Source organism: Klebsiella sp. R390 (assembly GCF_051131745.1).
Classification (GTDB): Bacteria; Pseudomonadota; Gammaproteobacteria; order Enterobacterales; family Enterobacteriaceae; genus Klebsiella.
The window spans coordinates 3,634,714-3,649,944 of sequence record NZ_CP180445.1; the positions used below are offsets into that span (position 1 = coordinate 3,634,714).

Here is a 15,231-nt window from a genome sequence, read left to right on the forward strand (position 1 = left end):
CCGCAGCTGGCGCGGCGGGGTAGGGACAGTGATATCTGATTAACGCATTGCGCGGCGCAGAATACGGTCAGACTGACGCTGGAAGTCTTCCGCCGTCTCTTCGACGGTTTTTTTGCCGTAGTCGATGTACTGCAGCGAAGTACCAAACTGCGCGACGATCTGCGGGTCATCGAAGTATGGCGAGACCGGCAGCTTGGTTGGCAGCGATTGCGCCAGCTTCAGACCGGCAACCGCCGGGTCATCGGCCTTGATCGTGCCGTCTTCGGTCAGGTATTGCACCGCCACTTTGCTCAGCGGCACGCCGCGCTCCAGGCCGAGGGTATCGACCCCTTCTTTGCTGTTCAGCAGGAAGTTAATCACTTTTGCTGCCGCTTCCGGGTTTTTCGTCGATTTACCGATCGACAGCATCTGTGCCGGTTTAAAGAACAGACCGGCATCGGTGGCGCCCGGCAGCATCGGGTAGGCGCCCAGATCCAGTTTCGCTGGTGGTTTCAGGTTATCGGAGTATTTGTTGATGGTGGAGTTCCACATATAGGTTCCCGCCCATTCACCCTGAATCCACGGCTTCATTTCGTACATATTGCTCTTACCGAAAGAGGCATAGTACTTGGTGTCCGGCATCACGTGGCTGTCGACCAGCTTTTTGTACATCTGGAAGAATTCCACCCACTGCGCTTTGCTATAGGAGAACTTCTTCGTTTTTTCATCGATAGCGGGCTGGTTATACTTCTGAATCATGTAGGAATTCAGCAGGGCCAGCGTATCCTGGTGTTCCAGCACGACCGGGTAATACTGTTTACCCAGCTTGCTCTCAAAGGTTTTCCCTGCCGCCATCAGATCGTCCCAGGTTTTTGGGTATTCGACGCCGGCTTTCTTCCAGGTTTCATCGTTGAAGTAGAACACGCGAGCGGTGACGGAGATAGGGATCCCGTTCAGCTTGCCGTCTACGGTGGTGGATTGCAGCTCTTTCGGATCGAACTGGCTCAGGTCGATCACATCCTTCATCTTGTTCAGATCGTAGAAGCCGTCACCGTTTTTCGAGAAGATAGGCAGCCAGTTCCAGTTGGTCTGCATCACATCCGGCTCGGTACCCCCGGCTATCTGGGTGGTCAGGCGCGAAAGATGGCCATCCCAACCGGTGTATTCGGCTTTAACGTTAATGTCCGGATTTTGTTTATGAAACTCTTCCAGCGCCTTCAGAGTGACCTGGTGACGGCCGTTGCCGCCCCACCAGGACATACGTAAATCAACATCTTTTGCCATCGACGGTAACGCGGTAAGACCCAGAGTTGCGGAGATTGCGGCGCTTAAAAGCACTTTTTTCATTTTAATACTCCAGTAGTTACAGAGAGATATTCTGTTCTGTGGTGGCATCAAAGAGATGGCACTTGTTCATATCGAATTTGAACCAAACCTTACGGTGAAGCCCTTTTTCAATCATCGGTTTCGCTTCATCGGAAGGAACGCGGGCGGTCAGTTCATAGTCGGCGACTTTCAGATAGACGAAGAACTCGTGCCCCATATTCTCGACGCGGACCATTTCGCCGGAGCAACCGCCTTCGGCAAAAGGTTCATCGGAAATGGAGACGAACTCCGGGCGTACGCCGTAGAACAGCGACTGATTGGTGTGGCCGCTGGCTTTCTCCTGCAGCGCCGCGCTTAACGGCAGCAGTTCATCACCAATGGTCAGATGCAGACGACCGGCGCGATCCACCAGTTTGCTCTGGCGGATGTTCATCTCTGGCGCGCCGATAAAGCCGGCCACGAACATATTTTTCGGTTTGTGGTACAGGTTGTCCGGCGTATCGACCTGCATGATATGACCTAGCTTCATCACGCAGATACGGTCACCCATGGTCATCGCTTCGGTCTGGTCGTGGGTGACGTAGACGGTGGTGGCCGGCTTACCGGATTTCTTCAGCTGCTTGTGCAGGTCGGAAATACGGATACGCATCGAGGCACGCAGCTTCGCATCGAGGTTAGACAGTGGTTCATCGAACAGGAACACGTCCGGCTTTTTGACGATGGCGCGACCGACCGCGACACGCTGTGCCTGGCCGCCGGAAAGCTGGCGCGGTAGACGATCAAGCAGCTCTTCCAGCTCCAGAATTTTGGCCGCTTCATTAACCTGGCTTTCAATCTGTTCTTTCGGCAGTTTGCTGAGCTTGAGGCCAAAGGCCAGGTTCTCACGCACGGTCATGTGCGGGTAGAGAGCATAGTTCTGGAACACCATCGCGATACCGCGCGATTTTGGCGCGAGGTTGTTGACGATTTTCTCACCGATACGGACTTCACCACCGCTGATGGTTTCCAGTCCTGCCAGCATGCGCAGAGTGGTGGATTTGGCACAGCCGGATGGTCCGACGATAACCATAAATTCGCCATCCGCAATTTTCAGGTCGATAGCATGTACCGCTTTGAAGCCGTTGGAGTAAACTTTTTCCAGTTTTTTGAAAATAACTTCAGCCATGATATTTCCCTCTTAACCTTTAATTCCGCTGCTGGTAACGCCCTGTACGAAGTAGCGTTGTGCCAGGAAGAACACAATGATGGACGGCAGAATGGAGATACTCGCCATTGCCAGAATTTCGTTCCACGGAGCGCCTTCCGTGACGTCGATGGACATTTTCAGTGCCAGCGCGATAGGGTATTTATCAACGCTGTAGACGTAGATCAGTGGGCCGATAAAGTCGTTCATTGACCACATGAACTGGAACAGCGCCACGGAGATGATCGCCGGTTTCAGAATCGGTACCACCACATACCACAGCACCTGGATAGAGTTACAGCCGTCAATCTGCGCCGCTTCTTCCATATCACGCGGTACACCGCGCAGGAACTGAATCAGCATGAAGACGAAGAACCCTTGGGTCGCGAATGCCAGCGGCAGATACAGCGGCAGATAGCTGTTCAGCATGCCCATTTCACGGAACATCAGGTACTGCGGGATCAGCAGGACGGTGCTTGGCAGCAGCATGGTGGTGATCAGGGTGGCGAACCAGAATTTCTTCCACGGGATCTCGAAGCGGGCAAAGCCGTACGCCACGATGGTGGAGGAGATAATGGTCAGCAGTACTTTCGGGATCACATACTTGAAGGTGTTCAGCATGTAGTGACCGAAGTTGTACTCGGTGCCGGTTTTCCAGCCGTTAATAAAGCCATCCCAGGTGGCGTGAGCCGGCCACAGGCTCAGGGTGGTGAAAATCTCATGGTTCGGTTTGAACGACGCCGAGAACATCCACACCAGCGGATAGAGCATCAGCAGGCCAACGAACAGCAGGATAACGTAGCGGATCATCCGGCTGATCTTTTCGCGACGCAGGGTACGGGCTACTTCACGTTCCGCAATTTCCATCGCCGGGGTCATTTGTTGGATATCAGCCATTTTTGCCTCCCTTATCGGCGGAGTAGAACACCCAGTATTTCGATGACTTGAACGCGATGGCGGCAAAGACCGCTACGACGAGGAACAGCACCCACGCGAGCGCGGCACCATAGCCCATATCAAAGTACTTAAAGGCCGTATCGTAGATGTAGAGCGAGAACAGATAGGTGGAGTAGGTTGGGCCGCCGCCGGTAATAACGTACGGTCCGGTAAACTCCTGGAATGCCTGAGTCGTCTGCATGATGAAGTTGAAGAAGATAACCGGCGTAATCAGCGGCACGGTCACTTTCATAAACATCTGCCACTTGGAAGCACCGTCGATCATCGCCGCTTCATACTGTGACTGCGGGACGTTCTGCAGCGCTGCGAGGAAGATAACCATCGCGGAACCGAACTGCCAGACGCGCAGCAGCGTCACCGACATCAGCGCCAGAGACGGTTCGCCAAGCCAGTTCACCGGGTCAAAGCCCAGCACGCCGATAAAGCTGTTCAGCAGGCCATCGATTGCAAACAGCGCACGCCACAGGACGGCAATGGCTACCGAGCTGCCGAGAATCGAAGGGATATAATAAGCGGTACGGAAAAAGCCGATGCCGCGCAGTTTAAAGTTGAGGACAAAGGCAATGCCTAACGCAAAAGCCAGTTTTAACGGGATCGTTAAAAAGACGTAAGCAAAGGTCACGCCCATGGATTTCCAGAAGAGCGAATCTTCGGTCAACATGTAGCGATAGTTTTCAATGCCGTTAAAGACCGGCGGACTCATCAAATCGTACTCAGTGAAACTGAGGAAGAAAGATGAAACAAAGGGAAAAGCGGTAAAGAGTATCAGCCCGATGATATAGGGCGATATCCATGCCAATCCCAGTAGCTTGTTTTCATTCATACATACCTACCTGGCTTACGAGTTTGTAAAACGGATTCGGTGTAATGGCTTTTTTCATGCCGACGTTCGGCGCAAAAGTGAATCTGGTGCTGGTGTCTTCGCTGGCGTTAGCTTCCTTTTTAACCTTGTGTTTATTATTGAGGGTTGCTCGCAGCTTCCCTGCTGAACCTGTTCGTTTCGTTTTTTACCTACCCGACGTCTTAGTTTTATAAAACGCCGTTTTATTTTTATTTTATTGCTATTTATTACAGAGTCATTCGATTCATAACGGAAATGTGATCGAAGTCGAAACGATGTTTCAAAAAATGCGGGTCATGAACGATTTCTGTAGGGGACGGGGCGGAGAAAAGGGGTAAAACGGGGAATTGAACAATACGGAGTGATAATAAATAGTGAGCTAATGATTTGTTCGTAGAGGGTTTTTTTGGTTGGCTGGACTGATGAGAAGCAGGGCGTCGTTACGTAAAGGGGGCATGTCAGGAATGCCCCCTGATGAGACTAGTTTTGCAGGAAATCTTCACGGATCGGGGTGAAGGTATCCAGCAGCGTGCCAGGCTTCAGGCAGATGCAGCCGTGCATGATATGCGGTTTTTTATAGAGGGTATCGCCGGCGCGGACCACGTGCTTCTCTTCACCGATGGTGAACTCAAATTCACCGGAAAGCACATAGGTCAACTGCTCGTGCGGGTGGTTGTGCATCGGCCCGATGGCACCGACGTCGAAATTCACCTCGACGGCCATCATGTGACCGTCATGCGCAAGGATACGACGGGTGACGCCATTGCCCAGATCTTCAAGGGTGGTCTCATTGTGAAAAATAAACATCCGGCAGTCCTGTTGTTAAGTGAAACAATGTTTCATTTAATTTATATCAGATTGCCTTGAAAAGAAACGATCGACAAGAGAAGTGGAAAGTTGATCACAAGTTTGTTTCACTGGAACAAACCCTGTTAAGGAGCAAATAATGAAAACGATAGGCCTGTTGGGCGGCATGAGCTGGGAATCCACCATCCCCTATTACCGCCTGATTAATGAAGGCATCAAGGCGCGCCTGGGCGGGCTGCACTCGGCCAGCCTGCTGCTGCATAGCGTTGATTTTCATGAAATCGAAGCCTGCCAGTCTTCAGGGCAATGGGATCGTGCCGGGGAGATCCTGGCGCAGGCCGCGTATGGCCTGCAACAGGCCGGCGCGGAAGGGATCGTGCTGTGTACCAATACGATGCACAAGGTGGCGGAGGCTATCGAAAGCCGCTGTGAGGTACCGTTCCTGCATATTGCCGATGGTACCGGGCGGGCGATTAGCGCCCAGGGGCAACGTCGCGTGGCGCTGCTCGGCACCCGCTATACCATGGAGCAGGATTTTTATCGCGGCCGCCTGCAACAGCAGTTCGCCATCGAAACGCTGATTCCCTCCGCTGACGATCGCCAGCGCATTAACGAGATCATTTTTGACGAGCTGTGCCTCGGGACATTTAGCGATGCGTCACGCGATATCTACCTGCAGATCATCGCGGAGCTGGCGGATCAGGGGGCTGAAGCGGTGATCTTTGGCTGCACCGAGATTGGCCTGCTGGTTCCCCCGGCGCTCAGCCCGCTGCCGGTGTTTGATACCACGGCGATTCACGCCAGCGATGCAGTGAATTTCATGCTCTCTTAAGCACCGCCTCGAGCGGAGCCTGAATGCGCGTCAGGCTGCTTTGCAGATGCTGAATAAACGCCTCGACCAGCGCCGAACCGGGGCGGTGCAGCGGGCGGATAAGGCTGACGGTAAACGGAACATCGACGCTAAAGCGGCGCACCACCACGCCGCTCTCGGCGTAGTCGAGGGCGGTCAGCGGGTTGACGACGGAGATGCCGACGCCTGCCCGTACCATCGCACAAATGGAGGCCGCGCTGTGGGTCTCTACCACCATCCGGCGTTTGATCTGATGCTCCTGAAACAGGGCGTCAAGCAGCTGGCGATAGCTGTCGGTACGCGACAGGCTGATATAATTTTCACCGTGGAAATCCGCCGGCGTCAGCAGCGGCTTACTGGCAAGCGGATGGTCCTGCGGCAGCACGCAGACTTCGTTGAGGGTCAGCAGCGGCGTGCGTTCGGTACCGGCGGGGGTGTGCAGAGTTTCCGTCAGGCCAAGGTCGTGGCGCTGGGCGGAGAGCCACTCCTCCAGCAGCGGTGACTCCTGGGGGACGATTTGCAGGCTGACTTCCGGATAGCGTGCCAGAAACGGCTGCAGCAGCAGCGGCAGAAACGACTGGGAAAACACCGGCAGACAGACCACCGACAGCTCCCCCTGGCGGAACTCGCGCAGGCTTTCCGCCGCGCTGACGATACGGTCCAGCCCGTACCACGAGCGCTGCACCTCTTCGAACAGCCGTAAGCCTTGGATCGTCGGCTGTAAACGCCCGCGGGTGCGGGTAAACAGCGTCAACCCGATCACTTTTTCGAAACGCGCCAGCTCCCGGCTGACGGTCGGCTGGGAAGTATGCAGCAGCTGCGCCGCTTCGGTCAGGTTGCCGGTGGTCATCACCGCATGGAAGATTTCAATATGGCGCAAATTGACGGCTGGCATAGCGACTCGCAAAAAGTGTCCGGTATCCATATCATTTTTGCATAGAGTCACGATAAAACGATATTTTTTATTCTCTTCACCCTATGGCGTAATCATAAAAAAACACGCACAGCACAGACAACTCCGGAGTTCACCATGCCACGCTCGCTTTATGCCACCGATACCGACCTGACCGCCGAGCATCTGCTCCGCCTGCCTGCCGAATTTGGCTGCCCGGTGTGGGTCTATGACGCGCAGATTATCCGCCGCCAGATTGCCCAGCTCAGCCAGTTCGATGTGGTGCGTTTTGCCCAGAAAGCCTGCTCCAACATCCATATTCTGCGTCTGATGCGCGAACAGGGAGTGAAGGTGGATTCGGTGTCGCTGGGAGAAATCGAGCGCGCGCTGGCGGCAGGGTATGATCCGCAGCAGCATCCGGAAGATATCGTTTTTACCGCCGATCTGATCGACGACGCGACGCTGGAACGCGTTAAGGCGTTACAGATCCCGGTCAACGCCGGTTCGGTCGATATGCTGAGCCAGCTCGGGGAAGTCTCGCCGGGACATCGCGTGTGGCTGCGGGTTAACCCGGGCTTCGGTCACGGCCACAGCCAAAAAACTAACACCGGTGGCGAAAACAGCAAACATGGGATCTGGTACAGCCATCTGCCGGCGGCGCTGGACGTGATCCGCCGCTATAAGCTGCAGCTGGTCGGGATCCACATGCATATTGGGTCCGGGGTCGATTATGGTCACCTCGAACAGGTGTGCGGCGCGATGGTGCGCCAGGTGATTGAATTTGGTCAGGATCTGCAGGCGATCTCCGCCGGTGGCGGCCTGTCGATTCCTTATCGCGAAGGCGAAGAGACGATCGATACCGATCACTACTACGGTCTGTGGAACGCCGCGCGTGAGCAGATCGCAAAACATCTGGGTCATCCGGTGAAGCTCGAAATCGAGCCAGGCCGTTTCCTGGTGGCGGAATCCGGAGTGCTGGTCTCCCAGGTGCGCAGCGTCAAAGAGATGGGCAGCCGCCACTTTGTGCTGATTGACGCCGGGTTTAACGACCTGATGCGTCCGTCGATGTACGGCAGCTATCACCATATTTCAGCGCTGGCGGCAGATGGCCGGGACCTGCGCGCTGCACCGCTGGTCGAGACCGTGGTGGCCGGGCCGCTGTGCGAATCCGGCGACGTCTTTACCCAGCAGGAAGGGGGCAAAGTGGAAACACGTCTGCTGCCGGATGTGGCGCCGGGTGACTATCTGGTGCTGCATGATACCGGCGCGTACGGGGCGTCAATGTCCTCTAACTACAACAGCCGCCCGCTGCTGCCGGAAGTGCTGTTCGACAACGGCCAGGCACGGCTGATCCGTCGTCGCCAGACCATTCAGGAGCTGCTTGTCTTAGAGCAGTGCTAAAAAAAAGGTCCCGTCGATACCGAGTCGCGCAATACCAGCGTGCCGGTAAACGGCGGGATCGTTTCGATCGGCTGGTCGTTGGCGAGCTTAATGGCCTGATCGATTGCGGTCGTGATCATGTTATCGATCGGCAGATAGACCGTCGACAGACCCGGCTCCAGCCATTTCGCGCTGGGGGCATCATCAAAACCGAACAACGAAATATCCTGCGGGATCCGCAGCCCTGCCTGGTGCAGCGCCTTCGAGGCGCCTAACGCCATATCATCGTTACAGGAAAACAGCGCGCTGAACGTGGTTTTCTCTGCCAGCAGCTCGCAGCAAAGCTCGTAGCCGCGGGTCATTGTCGAATCACCGTATTTTACTTTTGCCGGATCCCACACAATACCATTCTTTTTCAGAGCCTTGCGGTAGCCCTGCAGACGGGCCTTGCCGGTTGGCGTGTGCATCGGCACGGTGATACAGGCGATGTCGCGGTGGCCCTGGCTAATCAGATAATCCACCGCCTGAAACGCCGCATCTTCCTGTTCGAAGAAGACACAGCGCTCCCGCGCGAGGCTGACGTCACGGTTAATCACCACCAGCGGTGCTTCAATCGATTCGATCAGCGACATGATCTTTTTTTCGCTCATGTGGCGGGTATAGAGAATGATGGCATCGCACTGGCGGTCGGCGAGCATCTGCACCGCCTCTTCTTCACGCTCCGGCGCATCGTGGCCGTCGGTGACGATCAGCTGCTTTCCCCAGGCTTCCGTCTGACGTGAGGCCTGCTGCAACAGGCGACCAAAGTAGAAGCCATCGAAGGTGGATACCACCAATCCGATGCTGTTGCTTGTGCGGTTCGCCAGTGAACGCGCGAGAAAGTTTGGCCGATATCCCAACTCTTCCATCGCCTTGAAAACCTGTTGGCGGGTGCTCTCTTTTACCTGACCTGTGCCGTTCAACACGCGGGATACCGTCGCTTTAGAGACGCCTGCGCGAATTGAGACATCCAGCATTGTTGCCATTGATCGTTTCCTGATATCACGTGATAGGCCGCAGTTTATCACAGACATTCAGGGGGATATGCGCTCAACACAGAGCAAACAACCATCGCGATCACGCTTTTTACAGGAACTGCACACCGCGAAAAGTGAACCCGTTAATGCGGTATGCCAATATTAAATATTCTAATTATTTGGAATACCAGATCTCGCGTTGAGAGTTGAGTCACAGAACTTTTTACCACCAGTGACTATTTTTTGGTATGCCAAAAGGTGTTTAGCAGTACACCTTGTGTGCTAAAAAGCCCTTAAACCAGAGGTATCCTTTATGGCATTGCAGGAAAAACTGATCGACTCGCTGGGGAGTTTCGCCACGACATTCAACAGCTACCGCTACATCATGGCGATAAAATCCGCTTTTATTACCCTGATGCCGGTGATCATCGTTGGCGCCTTCTCGGTGCTGATTTCAAATATGGTGCTGGATCCGAAGAACGGGCTTGCCAGCTTTCAGTCGCTGTCATTCCTCGCCGCGCTGAAGCCCATTACCGGGGCGATTAACTACGCGACCCTAAACTTCCTGAATATCGGTGCGGTATTCCTGATCGGGATCGAGTTGGGGCGCATCAACGGAATTAAAAGCCTGTTTCCCGGCCTGCTGGCGGTTATCTGCTTTATTTGCGTGACGCCGACCACCGTCGAAATGATGGTCGACGGGCAGATGCGTGAAGTGAAAGATGTCCTGATGCGCCAGTTCTCCGATACCCGCAGCCTGTTCCTCGGCATGTTTATTGCCATTCTGTCGGTGGAAATTTACTGCTGGCTGGAGGGGCGCAAGGGGCTGAAGATCAAGATGCCGGATACCGTGCCGCCAAACGTCTCGGCCTCATTTTCGGCGCTGATCCCGGCGATCATTACCACCACGGCGATCGCCACCTTTGGCTTTATTTTCCATCAGGTCACCGGCATGTATCTGTACGACGCCATCTACCAGGTGGTGCAGCAACCGCTGGAGCGCGTGATGCAAAGCCTGCCGGGGATCCTGCTGCTGATGTTTGTCGCTCAGTTGTTCTGGGTTATCGGCATTCATGGTAATCAGATGATTAAACCGATCCGCGAACCGCTGCTGCTGGGGGCCATTACCGTCAACATGAGCGCCTTTGAGCAGGGCAAAGAGGTGCCTAACATCATCACCATGCCGTTCTGGGATGTGTATATGAGCATCGGCGGGTCGGGGCTGACCATCGGTTTGCTGATTGCGGTGATGATCGCTACCAAGCGCAAAGAGATGAAAGAGATCGCCAAGCTGTCGATAGGGCCAGGGCTGTTCAATATTAACGAGCCGGTTATTTTCGGCATGCCGATTATGCTCAATCCGATCCTCGCCATCCCGTTTATCATCACGCCGCTGGTGACTGGCAGCATCGGGTACTTTGCGACGGTGACCGGGTTTGCCGGTAAAGCGGTGGTGATGGTGCCGTGGACCACGCCGCCACTGATTAACGCCTGGCTCTCCACCGCTGGTTCGATGGGGGCCGTTGTGACCCAGCTTATCTGTATCGTCACCGCGGTGCTTATCTATCTGCCCTTTGTGAAAATTGCCTCGCGCCGGGCGGAAATTGCCCAGCGTGAAGCCGAAAATGCCCAGATCGCCAACAACGCATGAGGATGTCATGAGCACAAAAAGGATTGCGATTCCCCACGATTTTATTCTGGGAGCGGCCGCTTCCGCCTGGCAGACCGAAGGCTGGAGCGGCAAGAAAGAGGGGCAGGATTCCTGGCCCGATCTCTGGTACAAGAACGACCGCCATGTCTGGCATAACGGCTATGGACCGGCGGTGGCGACCGATTTTATCAACCGCTTTCGCGAAGATGTCCAGCTGATGAAGCTGGCCGGGCTGACCCACTATCGGACCTCAATTAACTGGTCGCGCTTTCTGACCGACTATGAAAACGTCACCGTCGATGAAAGCTACGCCGCCTATTATGACCAGCTGTTTGATGAACTGCTGGCCAACGGCATCGAGCCGATGATCTGCCTGGAACACTATGAACTGCCGGGGTATCTGCTGGAGCACTACGGCGGATGGGGCTCGAAAAAGGTGGTGGAACTGTTCGTGCGTTATGCGGAAAAGGTGTTTGCCCGCTATCACCACAAAGTGACGCGCTGGTTTACCTTCAACGAACCGATTGTGGTGCAGACCCGCGTATACCTCGATGCACTGCGCTGGCCCTACGAGCAGAACACCGGAAAATGGATGCAGTGGAACCACCACAAAGTGTTGGCGACGGCGAAGGTGGTGGCGCTGTTCCGCGAGAAGGGTTATCGCGGCACGGTGGGCTGTATCCTCAACCCAGAAGTGACCTACCCACGTTCGCAGGCGCCGCACGATCTTCATGCCGCCGAGATGTACGATCTCTTCTATAACCGTGTCTTCCTGGATCCACTCGTGCATGGCGCCTATCCGCCAGCGTTGTTCGCGCTGCTCGAACAGCACCATGTACGCTGGGACTACAACGATCGCGAGCTGGCGATTATTCGCGATAACACCGTCGATGAACTGGGGATTAACCTCTATTACCCGCATCGGGTAAAGGCGCCGTCGCGGGCCTGGCATCCGCAAACGCCGTTTCATCCGGCCTATTACTACGAACCCTTCGAGCTGCCAGGGCGGCGGATGAACAACTCCCGCGGCTGGGAAATTTATCCACGTATTATTTTCGATATGGCGATGCGCATCAAAGACGATTACCGCAACATTCCGTGGTTTGTGGCGGAAAGCGGTATGGGCGTGGAAAATGAAGGGCAGTTTCGTAATCGCGAAGGCACCATTGCGGACGACTATCGGATCCGTTTTATCAGCGAACATCTCTGGCAAACGCTGCGCGCGCGGGAAGAGGGAGCTAACTGCCATGGCTATATGCTGTGGGCCTTTACCGACAATGTGTCGCCGATGAACGCCTTTAAAAATCGCTACGGGCTGATTGAAATCGATCTGCAAAATCAGCGTGCGCGACGGCCTAAAGCCTCCGCCAGCTGGTTCCGTCAGCTAGGCGAAAGACGCGAGCTGACGCTGGATATCGACGATGAGTGGCGCTAGCCCGGCGTAAATTTTGCTAAGATAGCGCCGATATGGATTCCCTCGCAGACAACGCACAGGTGATATTGTGGAGAAGGCTATCATTCCGCCGGAAAAGAAACCCTACCAGGAAATTGGTGATGATTTACGCGCACAGATTGCGCAGGGGCGCTATCCCGTTGGCTCGCGCCTGCCGCCGGAACGCAATATCGCCGAAACCTATGGCGTCAGCCGGACTATCGTCCGGGAAGCGCTGTTGATGCTGGAGCTGCAGGGAACGGTCGATATTCGCCAGGGCTCCGGGGTCTATGTCATGCGTATTCCGCATGAGGACGACAGCGAGGAAGAACAGATGCTAAGCAGCGACGTCGGGCCGTTTGAAATTCTCCAGGCGCGTCAGTTGCTGGAGAGCAACATCGCCGCCTTCGCCGCCAAAATGGCCACCCGCGCCGATATCGATAATCTCAAACGTATTATCGAGCAGGAGCAGCGGGCGATTGCGACCAATGACACGGCCCAGGATAACGCCCGGCTGTTCCACCTGGTGCTGGCCGGGGCGACGCAAAACCAGATGCTGCTGGCGACCGTGGAGCGGATCTGGCTGCAGATGGACAGCAGCCCGCTGTGGCAGCAGTTTAATGTGCATATCGCCAGCCGCGCCTACCGCCTGAAGTGGTTGGGCGACCGGCAAACGATTCTCGCCGCGCTACGTCGGCGCGATGTGATGGGGGCCTGGCAGGCAATGTGGCAGCATCTCGAAAACGTGAAAAACAGCCTGCTGGAACTGTCTGATGAAGACGCGCCGGATTTTGACGGCTATTTGTTTGAATCCGTGCCTGTTTTTCAGGGAAAGCTGGTATGACTATTTTGCCTCTGTATGCCGCACCGCAGCACGCGGAGCAGGTGACGGAATGGCTGTGGCAGGCCTTCGGTGGAGAGACGCTGCCGCGGCCCTTTTTTGCCAGCATCATTGCGCACAGTCAGGAGCCAGAGGCATTACCGATCACCTTTATCGCCGTCGAGGGTGAGCGGTTGTTGGGGACCGTGGGGCTGTGGCGCTGTGATTTAATCAGTCGCCAGGATCTGTTTCCGTGGATGGCGGCGCTGTACGTTACCGAGGATGCGCGAGGCCAGGGGCTCGCCGGGGTACTGCAGCAGCAGGTGATCGACTATGCCCGCCAGCGTGGGTATCCGCAGCTCTATCTTTACTCCGGCTGCCGCGATTTTTATGAGCGTTTTGGCTGGCACTATATTGGCGAAGGCCTGGATTACCCGGCCACCGCCGTGAGCCTCTATCGCTACGATTTATCGCTTTCCGATGGCGCGCTGACCGAGTGACGGCGAACCAGCGTCGGGCTGAACAGATGAGTGATTTCCGGTGCCGGGCGTTGATCAGCCAGCGCCAGCGCCAGTTCAGCGGCCTGAGTTGCCATGGTGACGATAGGGTAACGCACGGTGGTCAGCCGTGGGCGAACATAGCGAGAGATCAGCACATCATCGAAGCCAATCAGTGAAATTTCCCGCGGCACATCGATGCCATTGTCATTAAGCACGCCCATGGCGCCCGCCGCCATTGAGTCGTTATAGCAGGCCACGGCGGTAAAATTGCGCCCGCGTCCCAGCAGTTCCGTCATCGCCAGTTCACCCCCGCTCTCATCAGGCTCAGCAAAGGTCACCAGCCGATCGTGGCAGGGCAAACCGCTCTCTTTTAAGGCGTCGTAATAGCCCTGCAGGCGGTCTTCGGCATCGGAAATCGCGTGGTTGGAGCACAGATAGCCGATGCGGGTGTGTCCCTGTTGGATTAGGTGACGAGTCGCCAGCCAGGCACCGTAGCGGTCATCCAGCGCGACGCAACGCTGTTCAAAGCCTGCCAGAATACGGTTGATCAGCACCATACCGGGGATCTGTTTCATCAACCCGGCGAGCTCGTCATCAGGGATCATTTTGGCGTGAACAACCAGCGCCGCGCACCGATGGCGGATGAGCTGTTCAATGGCCTGGCGCTCTTTCTTCACGCTGTGGTAACCGTTGCCGATCAGCAAAAAATTACCGGTGTGGTAAGCCACCTGTTCGACGGCTTTGACCATCGCGCCGAAAAAGGGGTCGGACACGTCGCCGACCACCAGACCGACGGTTTCTGTCGATTGCTGGGCCAGCGCGCGGGCATTGGCATTGGGATGATAATTCAGCGTTTCCATCGCCGCGGTAACAGACTGGCGCGAGGTTTCACTGGCCTTGGGGGAGTTATTGATAACGCGGGATACGGTAGCGACGGACACTCCAGCGAGTCGGGCTACATCCTTTATTGTCGCCATACCTGACCTTTTATAGGGTAAGCGTTTACATAGAGGTTATGTTACGGGAAAGCTCGGCAGATTCAAGGCTGGCGGCATTTGGTATCACGCAAATGTGATACAGATTTGCCTTAACGGTGACAAAGTTACACAGCGATAGCGCGCGGGGATGGCGAATGAAACCGGGAAGGGAAGATTCACACCTTTGGTTACACTTTGCGATTAGCTGTTGCGAATGTTCGCTGGTTTATCCATTCAGTGCATTGATATTCTGGCTATCCCAGAGGTATTGATAGGTGGAGTCAACGTTACGTTGGCCACTCTAATTACACCAGCCTGCGCAGATGCGCAGGTTTTTTTTTGCCCGCCGTTCACCCTTGTTACAGTTACCGAAAATGGCAATAACTGGTTGCACTTAGCGTTATTCCCTTGCGTTTTATCGCTGGTGCATCAGTGGCAAAAAACAGGACAATCAGGGTCCCAGAGGTATTGATAGGTGAGTTTTTAAGTACGCATTTCGTACTGATTATCTTGCACCAACCTGCGCAGATGCGCAGGTTTTTTTTATCCTGAATTCCGCGCCCTACACTGCATTTCCCGCCTCTTCTCGTGTAACCTGCTTTGACTTACTCACCGGTCAA

The 15,231-nt window shown here is 55.2% G+C and carries 14 protein-coding genes; 6 read left to right on the forward strand and 8 right to left on the reverse strand.

Features of this window, described 5'->3' with window-relative positions; translation table 11 throughout:
* Window positions 1-39: 39 nt before the first annotated feature.
* The 5 genes from ACMYSP_RS17060 to ACMYSP_RS17080 form a co-directional block, all read right to left on the reverse strand.
* Complete coding sequence (locus ACMYSP_RS17060; protein ID WP_434583230.1) at window positions 40-1,326, reverse strand: ABC transporter substrate-binding protein; 1,287 nt, start codon at window positions 1,324-1,326, stop codon at window positions 40-42.
* 16 nt (window positions 1,327-1,342) lie between these two features.
* On the reverse strand, window positions 1,343-2,470 hold the full coding sequence (locus ACMYSP_RS17065) for an ABC transporter ATP-binding protein (RefSeq protein WP_434583231.1): 1,128 nt from the start codon (window positions 2,468-2,470) through the stop codon (window positions 1,343-1,345).
* Between the two features lie 12 nt (window positions 2,471-2,482).
* A complete protein-coding gene (locus tag ACMYSP_RS17070) occupies window positions 2,483-3,385 on the reverse strand; it encodes a carbohydrate ABC transporter permease (RefSeq protein ID WP_123756648.1) in 903 nt (300 codons plus the stop codon).
* Window positions 3,378-4,268 (reverse strand): carbohydrate ABC transporter permease, encoded by an 891-nt coding sequence (locus ACMYSP_RS17075; RefSeq protein WP_434583232.1) that lies wholly within the window; start codon window positions 4,266-4,268, stop codon window positions 3,378-3,380. Before ACMYSP_RS17075 ends, ACMYSP_RS17070 begins: the two co-directional genes overlap by 8 nt.
* 498 nt (window positions 4,269-4,766) lie before the next feature.
* Entirely contained in the window at window positions 4,767-5,093 is a 327-nt protein-coding gene (locus tag ACMYSP_RS17080; RefSeq protein ID WP_434583233.1) for a cupin domain-containing protein, read from the reverse strand.
* 139 nt (window positions 5,094-5,232) lie between these two features.
* Here ACMYSP_RS17080 and ACMYSP_RS17085 point away from each other — a divergent pair, with 139 nt between their 5' ends.
* Entirely contained in the window at window positions 5,233-5,925 is a 693-nt protein-coding gene (locus tag ACMYSP_RS17085) for an aspartate/glutamate racemase (protein ID WP_434583234.1), read from the forward strand.
* Here ACMYSP_RS17085 and ACMYSP_RS17090 read toward each other — a convergent pair.
* Window positions 5,912-6,838 carry a LysR family transcriptional regulator gene (locus ACMYSP_RS17090; protein ID WP_434583235.1) on the reverse strand — a complete coding sequence of 309 codons (927 nt, stop codon included), beginning with the start codon at window positions 6,836-6,838 and terminating at the stop codon, window positions 5,912-5,914. The two genes, ACMYSP_RS17085 and ACMYSP_RS17090, sit on opposite strands and share 14 nt — an antisense overlap.
* A 135-nt stretch (window positions 6,839-6,973) precedes the next feature.
* On the opposite strand from ACMYSP_RS17090, the gene lysA reads away from it, so the two are divergent.
* A complete protein-coding gene (gene lysA / locus ACMYSP_RS17095; protein ID WP_434583236.1) occupies window positions 6,974-8,236 on the forward strand; it encodes a diaminopimelate decarboxylase in 1,263 nt (420 codons plus the stop codon).
* Here lysA and ACMYSP_RS17100 read toward each other — a convergent pair.
* The gene (locus ACMYSP_RS17100; RefSeq protein WP_434587147.1) at window positions 8,233-9,231 is read right to left on the reverse strand and encodes a LacI family DNA-binding transcriptional regulator; all 999 of its coding nucleotides are present in this window, start codon (window positions 9,229-9,231) and stop codon (window positions 8,233-8,235) included. The genes lysA and ACMYSP_RS17100 overlap by 4 nt on opposite strands.
* 313 nt (window positions 9,232-9,544) lie before the next feature.
* On the opposite strand from ACMYSP_RS17100, the gene ACMYSP_RS17105 reads away from it, so the two are divergent.
* The 4 genes from ACMYSP_RS17105 (at window position 9,545) to ACMYSP_RS17120 (ending at window position 13,634) form a co-directional block, all read left to right on the forward strand.
* Window positions 9,545-10,882 carry a PTS sugar transporter subunit IIC gene (locus ACMYSP_RS17105; protein ID WP_434583237.1) on the forward strand — a complete coding sequence of 446 codons (1,338 nt, stop codon included), beginning with the start codon at window positions 9,545-9,547 and terminating at the stop codon, window positions 10,880-10,882.
* 7 nt (window positions 10,883-10,889) lie between these two features.
* Window positions 10,890-12,317, forward strand: coding sequence for a glycoside hydrolase family 1 protein (locus ACMYSP_RS17110; protein WP_434583238.1), 1,428 nt, complete (start codon window positions 10,890-10,892; stop codon window positions 12,315-12,317).
* A 67-nt stretch (window positions 12,318-12,384) separates the two neighbouring features.
* Window positions 12,385-13,158, forward strand: coding sequence for a GntR family transcriptional regulator (locus tag ACMYSP_RS17115; protein ID WP_434583240.1), 774 nt, complete (start codon window positions 12,385-12,387; stop codon window positions 13,156-13,158).
* On the forward strand, window positions 13,155-13,634 hold the full coding sequence (locus tag ACMYSP_RS17120; RefSeq protein WP_434583241.1) for a GNAT family N-acetyltransferase: 480 nt from the start codon (window positions 13,155-13,157) through the stop codon (window positions 13,632-13,634). Before ACMYSP_RS17115 ends, ACMYSP_RS17120 begins: the two co-directional genes overlap by 4 nt.
* Here the strand turns inward: ACMYSP_RS17120 and galR are convergent.
* Window positions 13,595-14,611 carry an HTH-type transcriptional regulator GalR gene (galR, locus tag ACMYSP_RS17125; protein WP_174509725.1) on the reverse strand — a complete coding sequence of 339 codons (1,017 nt, stop codon included), beginning with the start codon at window positions 14,609-14,611 and terminating at the stop codon, window positions 13,595-13,597. The genes ACMYSP_RS17120 and galR overlap by 40 nt on opposite strands.
* Between the last annotated feature and the right edge of the window lie 620 nt (window positions 14,612-15,231).

What these genes read in the sequence shown, in the direction of transcription:
- ACMYSP_RS17110 (WP_434583238.1), top strand. Translation starts at nt 10,890, where the DNA reads ATGAGCACAAAAAGGATTGCGATTCCCCACGATTTTATTCTGGGAGCG.
- ACMYSP_RS17085 (WP_434583234.1), top strand. Translation starts at nt 5,233, where the DNA reads ATGAAAACGATAGGCCTGTTGGGCGGCATGAGCTGGGAATCCACCATC.
- ACMYSP_RS17060 (WP_434583230.1), bottom strand. Translation starts at nt 1,326, where the DNA reads ATGAAAAAAGTGCTTTTAAGCGCCGCAATCTCCGCAACTCTGGGTCTT.
- ACMYSP_RS17070 (WP_123756648.1), bottom strand. Translation starts at nt 3,385, where the DNA reads ATGGCTGATATCCAACAAATGACCCCGGCGATGGAAATTGCGGAACGT.
- galR (WP_174509725.1), bottom strand. Translation starts at nt 14,611, where the DNA reads ATGGCGACAATAAAGGATGTAGCCCGACTCGCTGGAGTGTCCGTCGCT.
- ACMYSP_RS17100 (WP_434587147.1), bottom strand. Translation starts at nt 9,231, where the DNA reads ATGCTGGATGTCTCAATTCGCGCAGGCGTCTCTAAAGCGACGGTATCC.
- ACMYSP_RS17080 (WP_434583233.1), bottom strand. Translation starts at nt 5,093, where the DNA reads ATGTTTATTTTTCACAATGAGACCACCCTTGAAGATCTGGGCAATGGC.
- ACMYSP_RS17065 (WP_434583231.1), bottom strand. Translation starts at nt 2,470, where the DNA reads ATGGCTGAAGTTATTTTCAAAAAACTGGAAAAAGTTTACTCCAACGGC.
- ACMYSP_RS17075 (WP_434583232.1), bottom strand. Translation starts at nt 4,268, where the DNA reads ATGAATGAAAACAAGCTACTGGGATTGGCATGGATATCGCCCTATATC.
- ACMYSP_RS17120 (WP_434583241.1), top strand. Translation starts at nt 13,155, where the DNA reads ATGACTATTTTGCCTCTGTATGCCGCACCGCAGCACGCGGAGCAGGTG.
- ACMYSP_RS17105 (WP_434583237.1), top strand. Translation starts at nt 9,545, where the DNA reads ATGGCATTGCAGGAAAAACTGATCGACTCGCTGGGGAGTTTCGCCACG.
- ACMYSP_RS17090 (WP_434583235.1), bottom strand. Translation starts at nt 6,838, where the DNA reads ATGCCAGCCGTCAATTTGCGCCATATTGAAATCTTCCATGCGGTGATG.
- lysA (WP_434583236.1), top strand. Translation starts at nt 6,974, where the DNA reads ATGCCACGCTCGCTTTATGCCACCGATACCGACCTGACCGCCGAGCAT.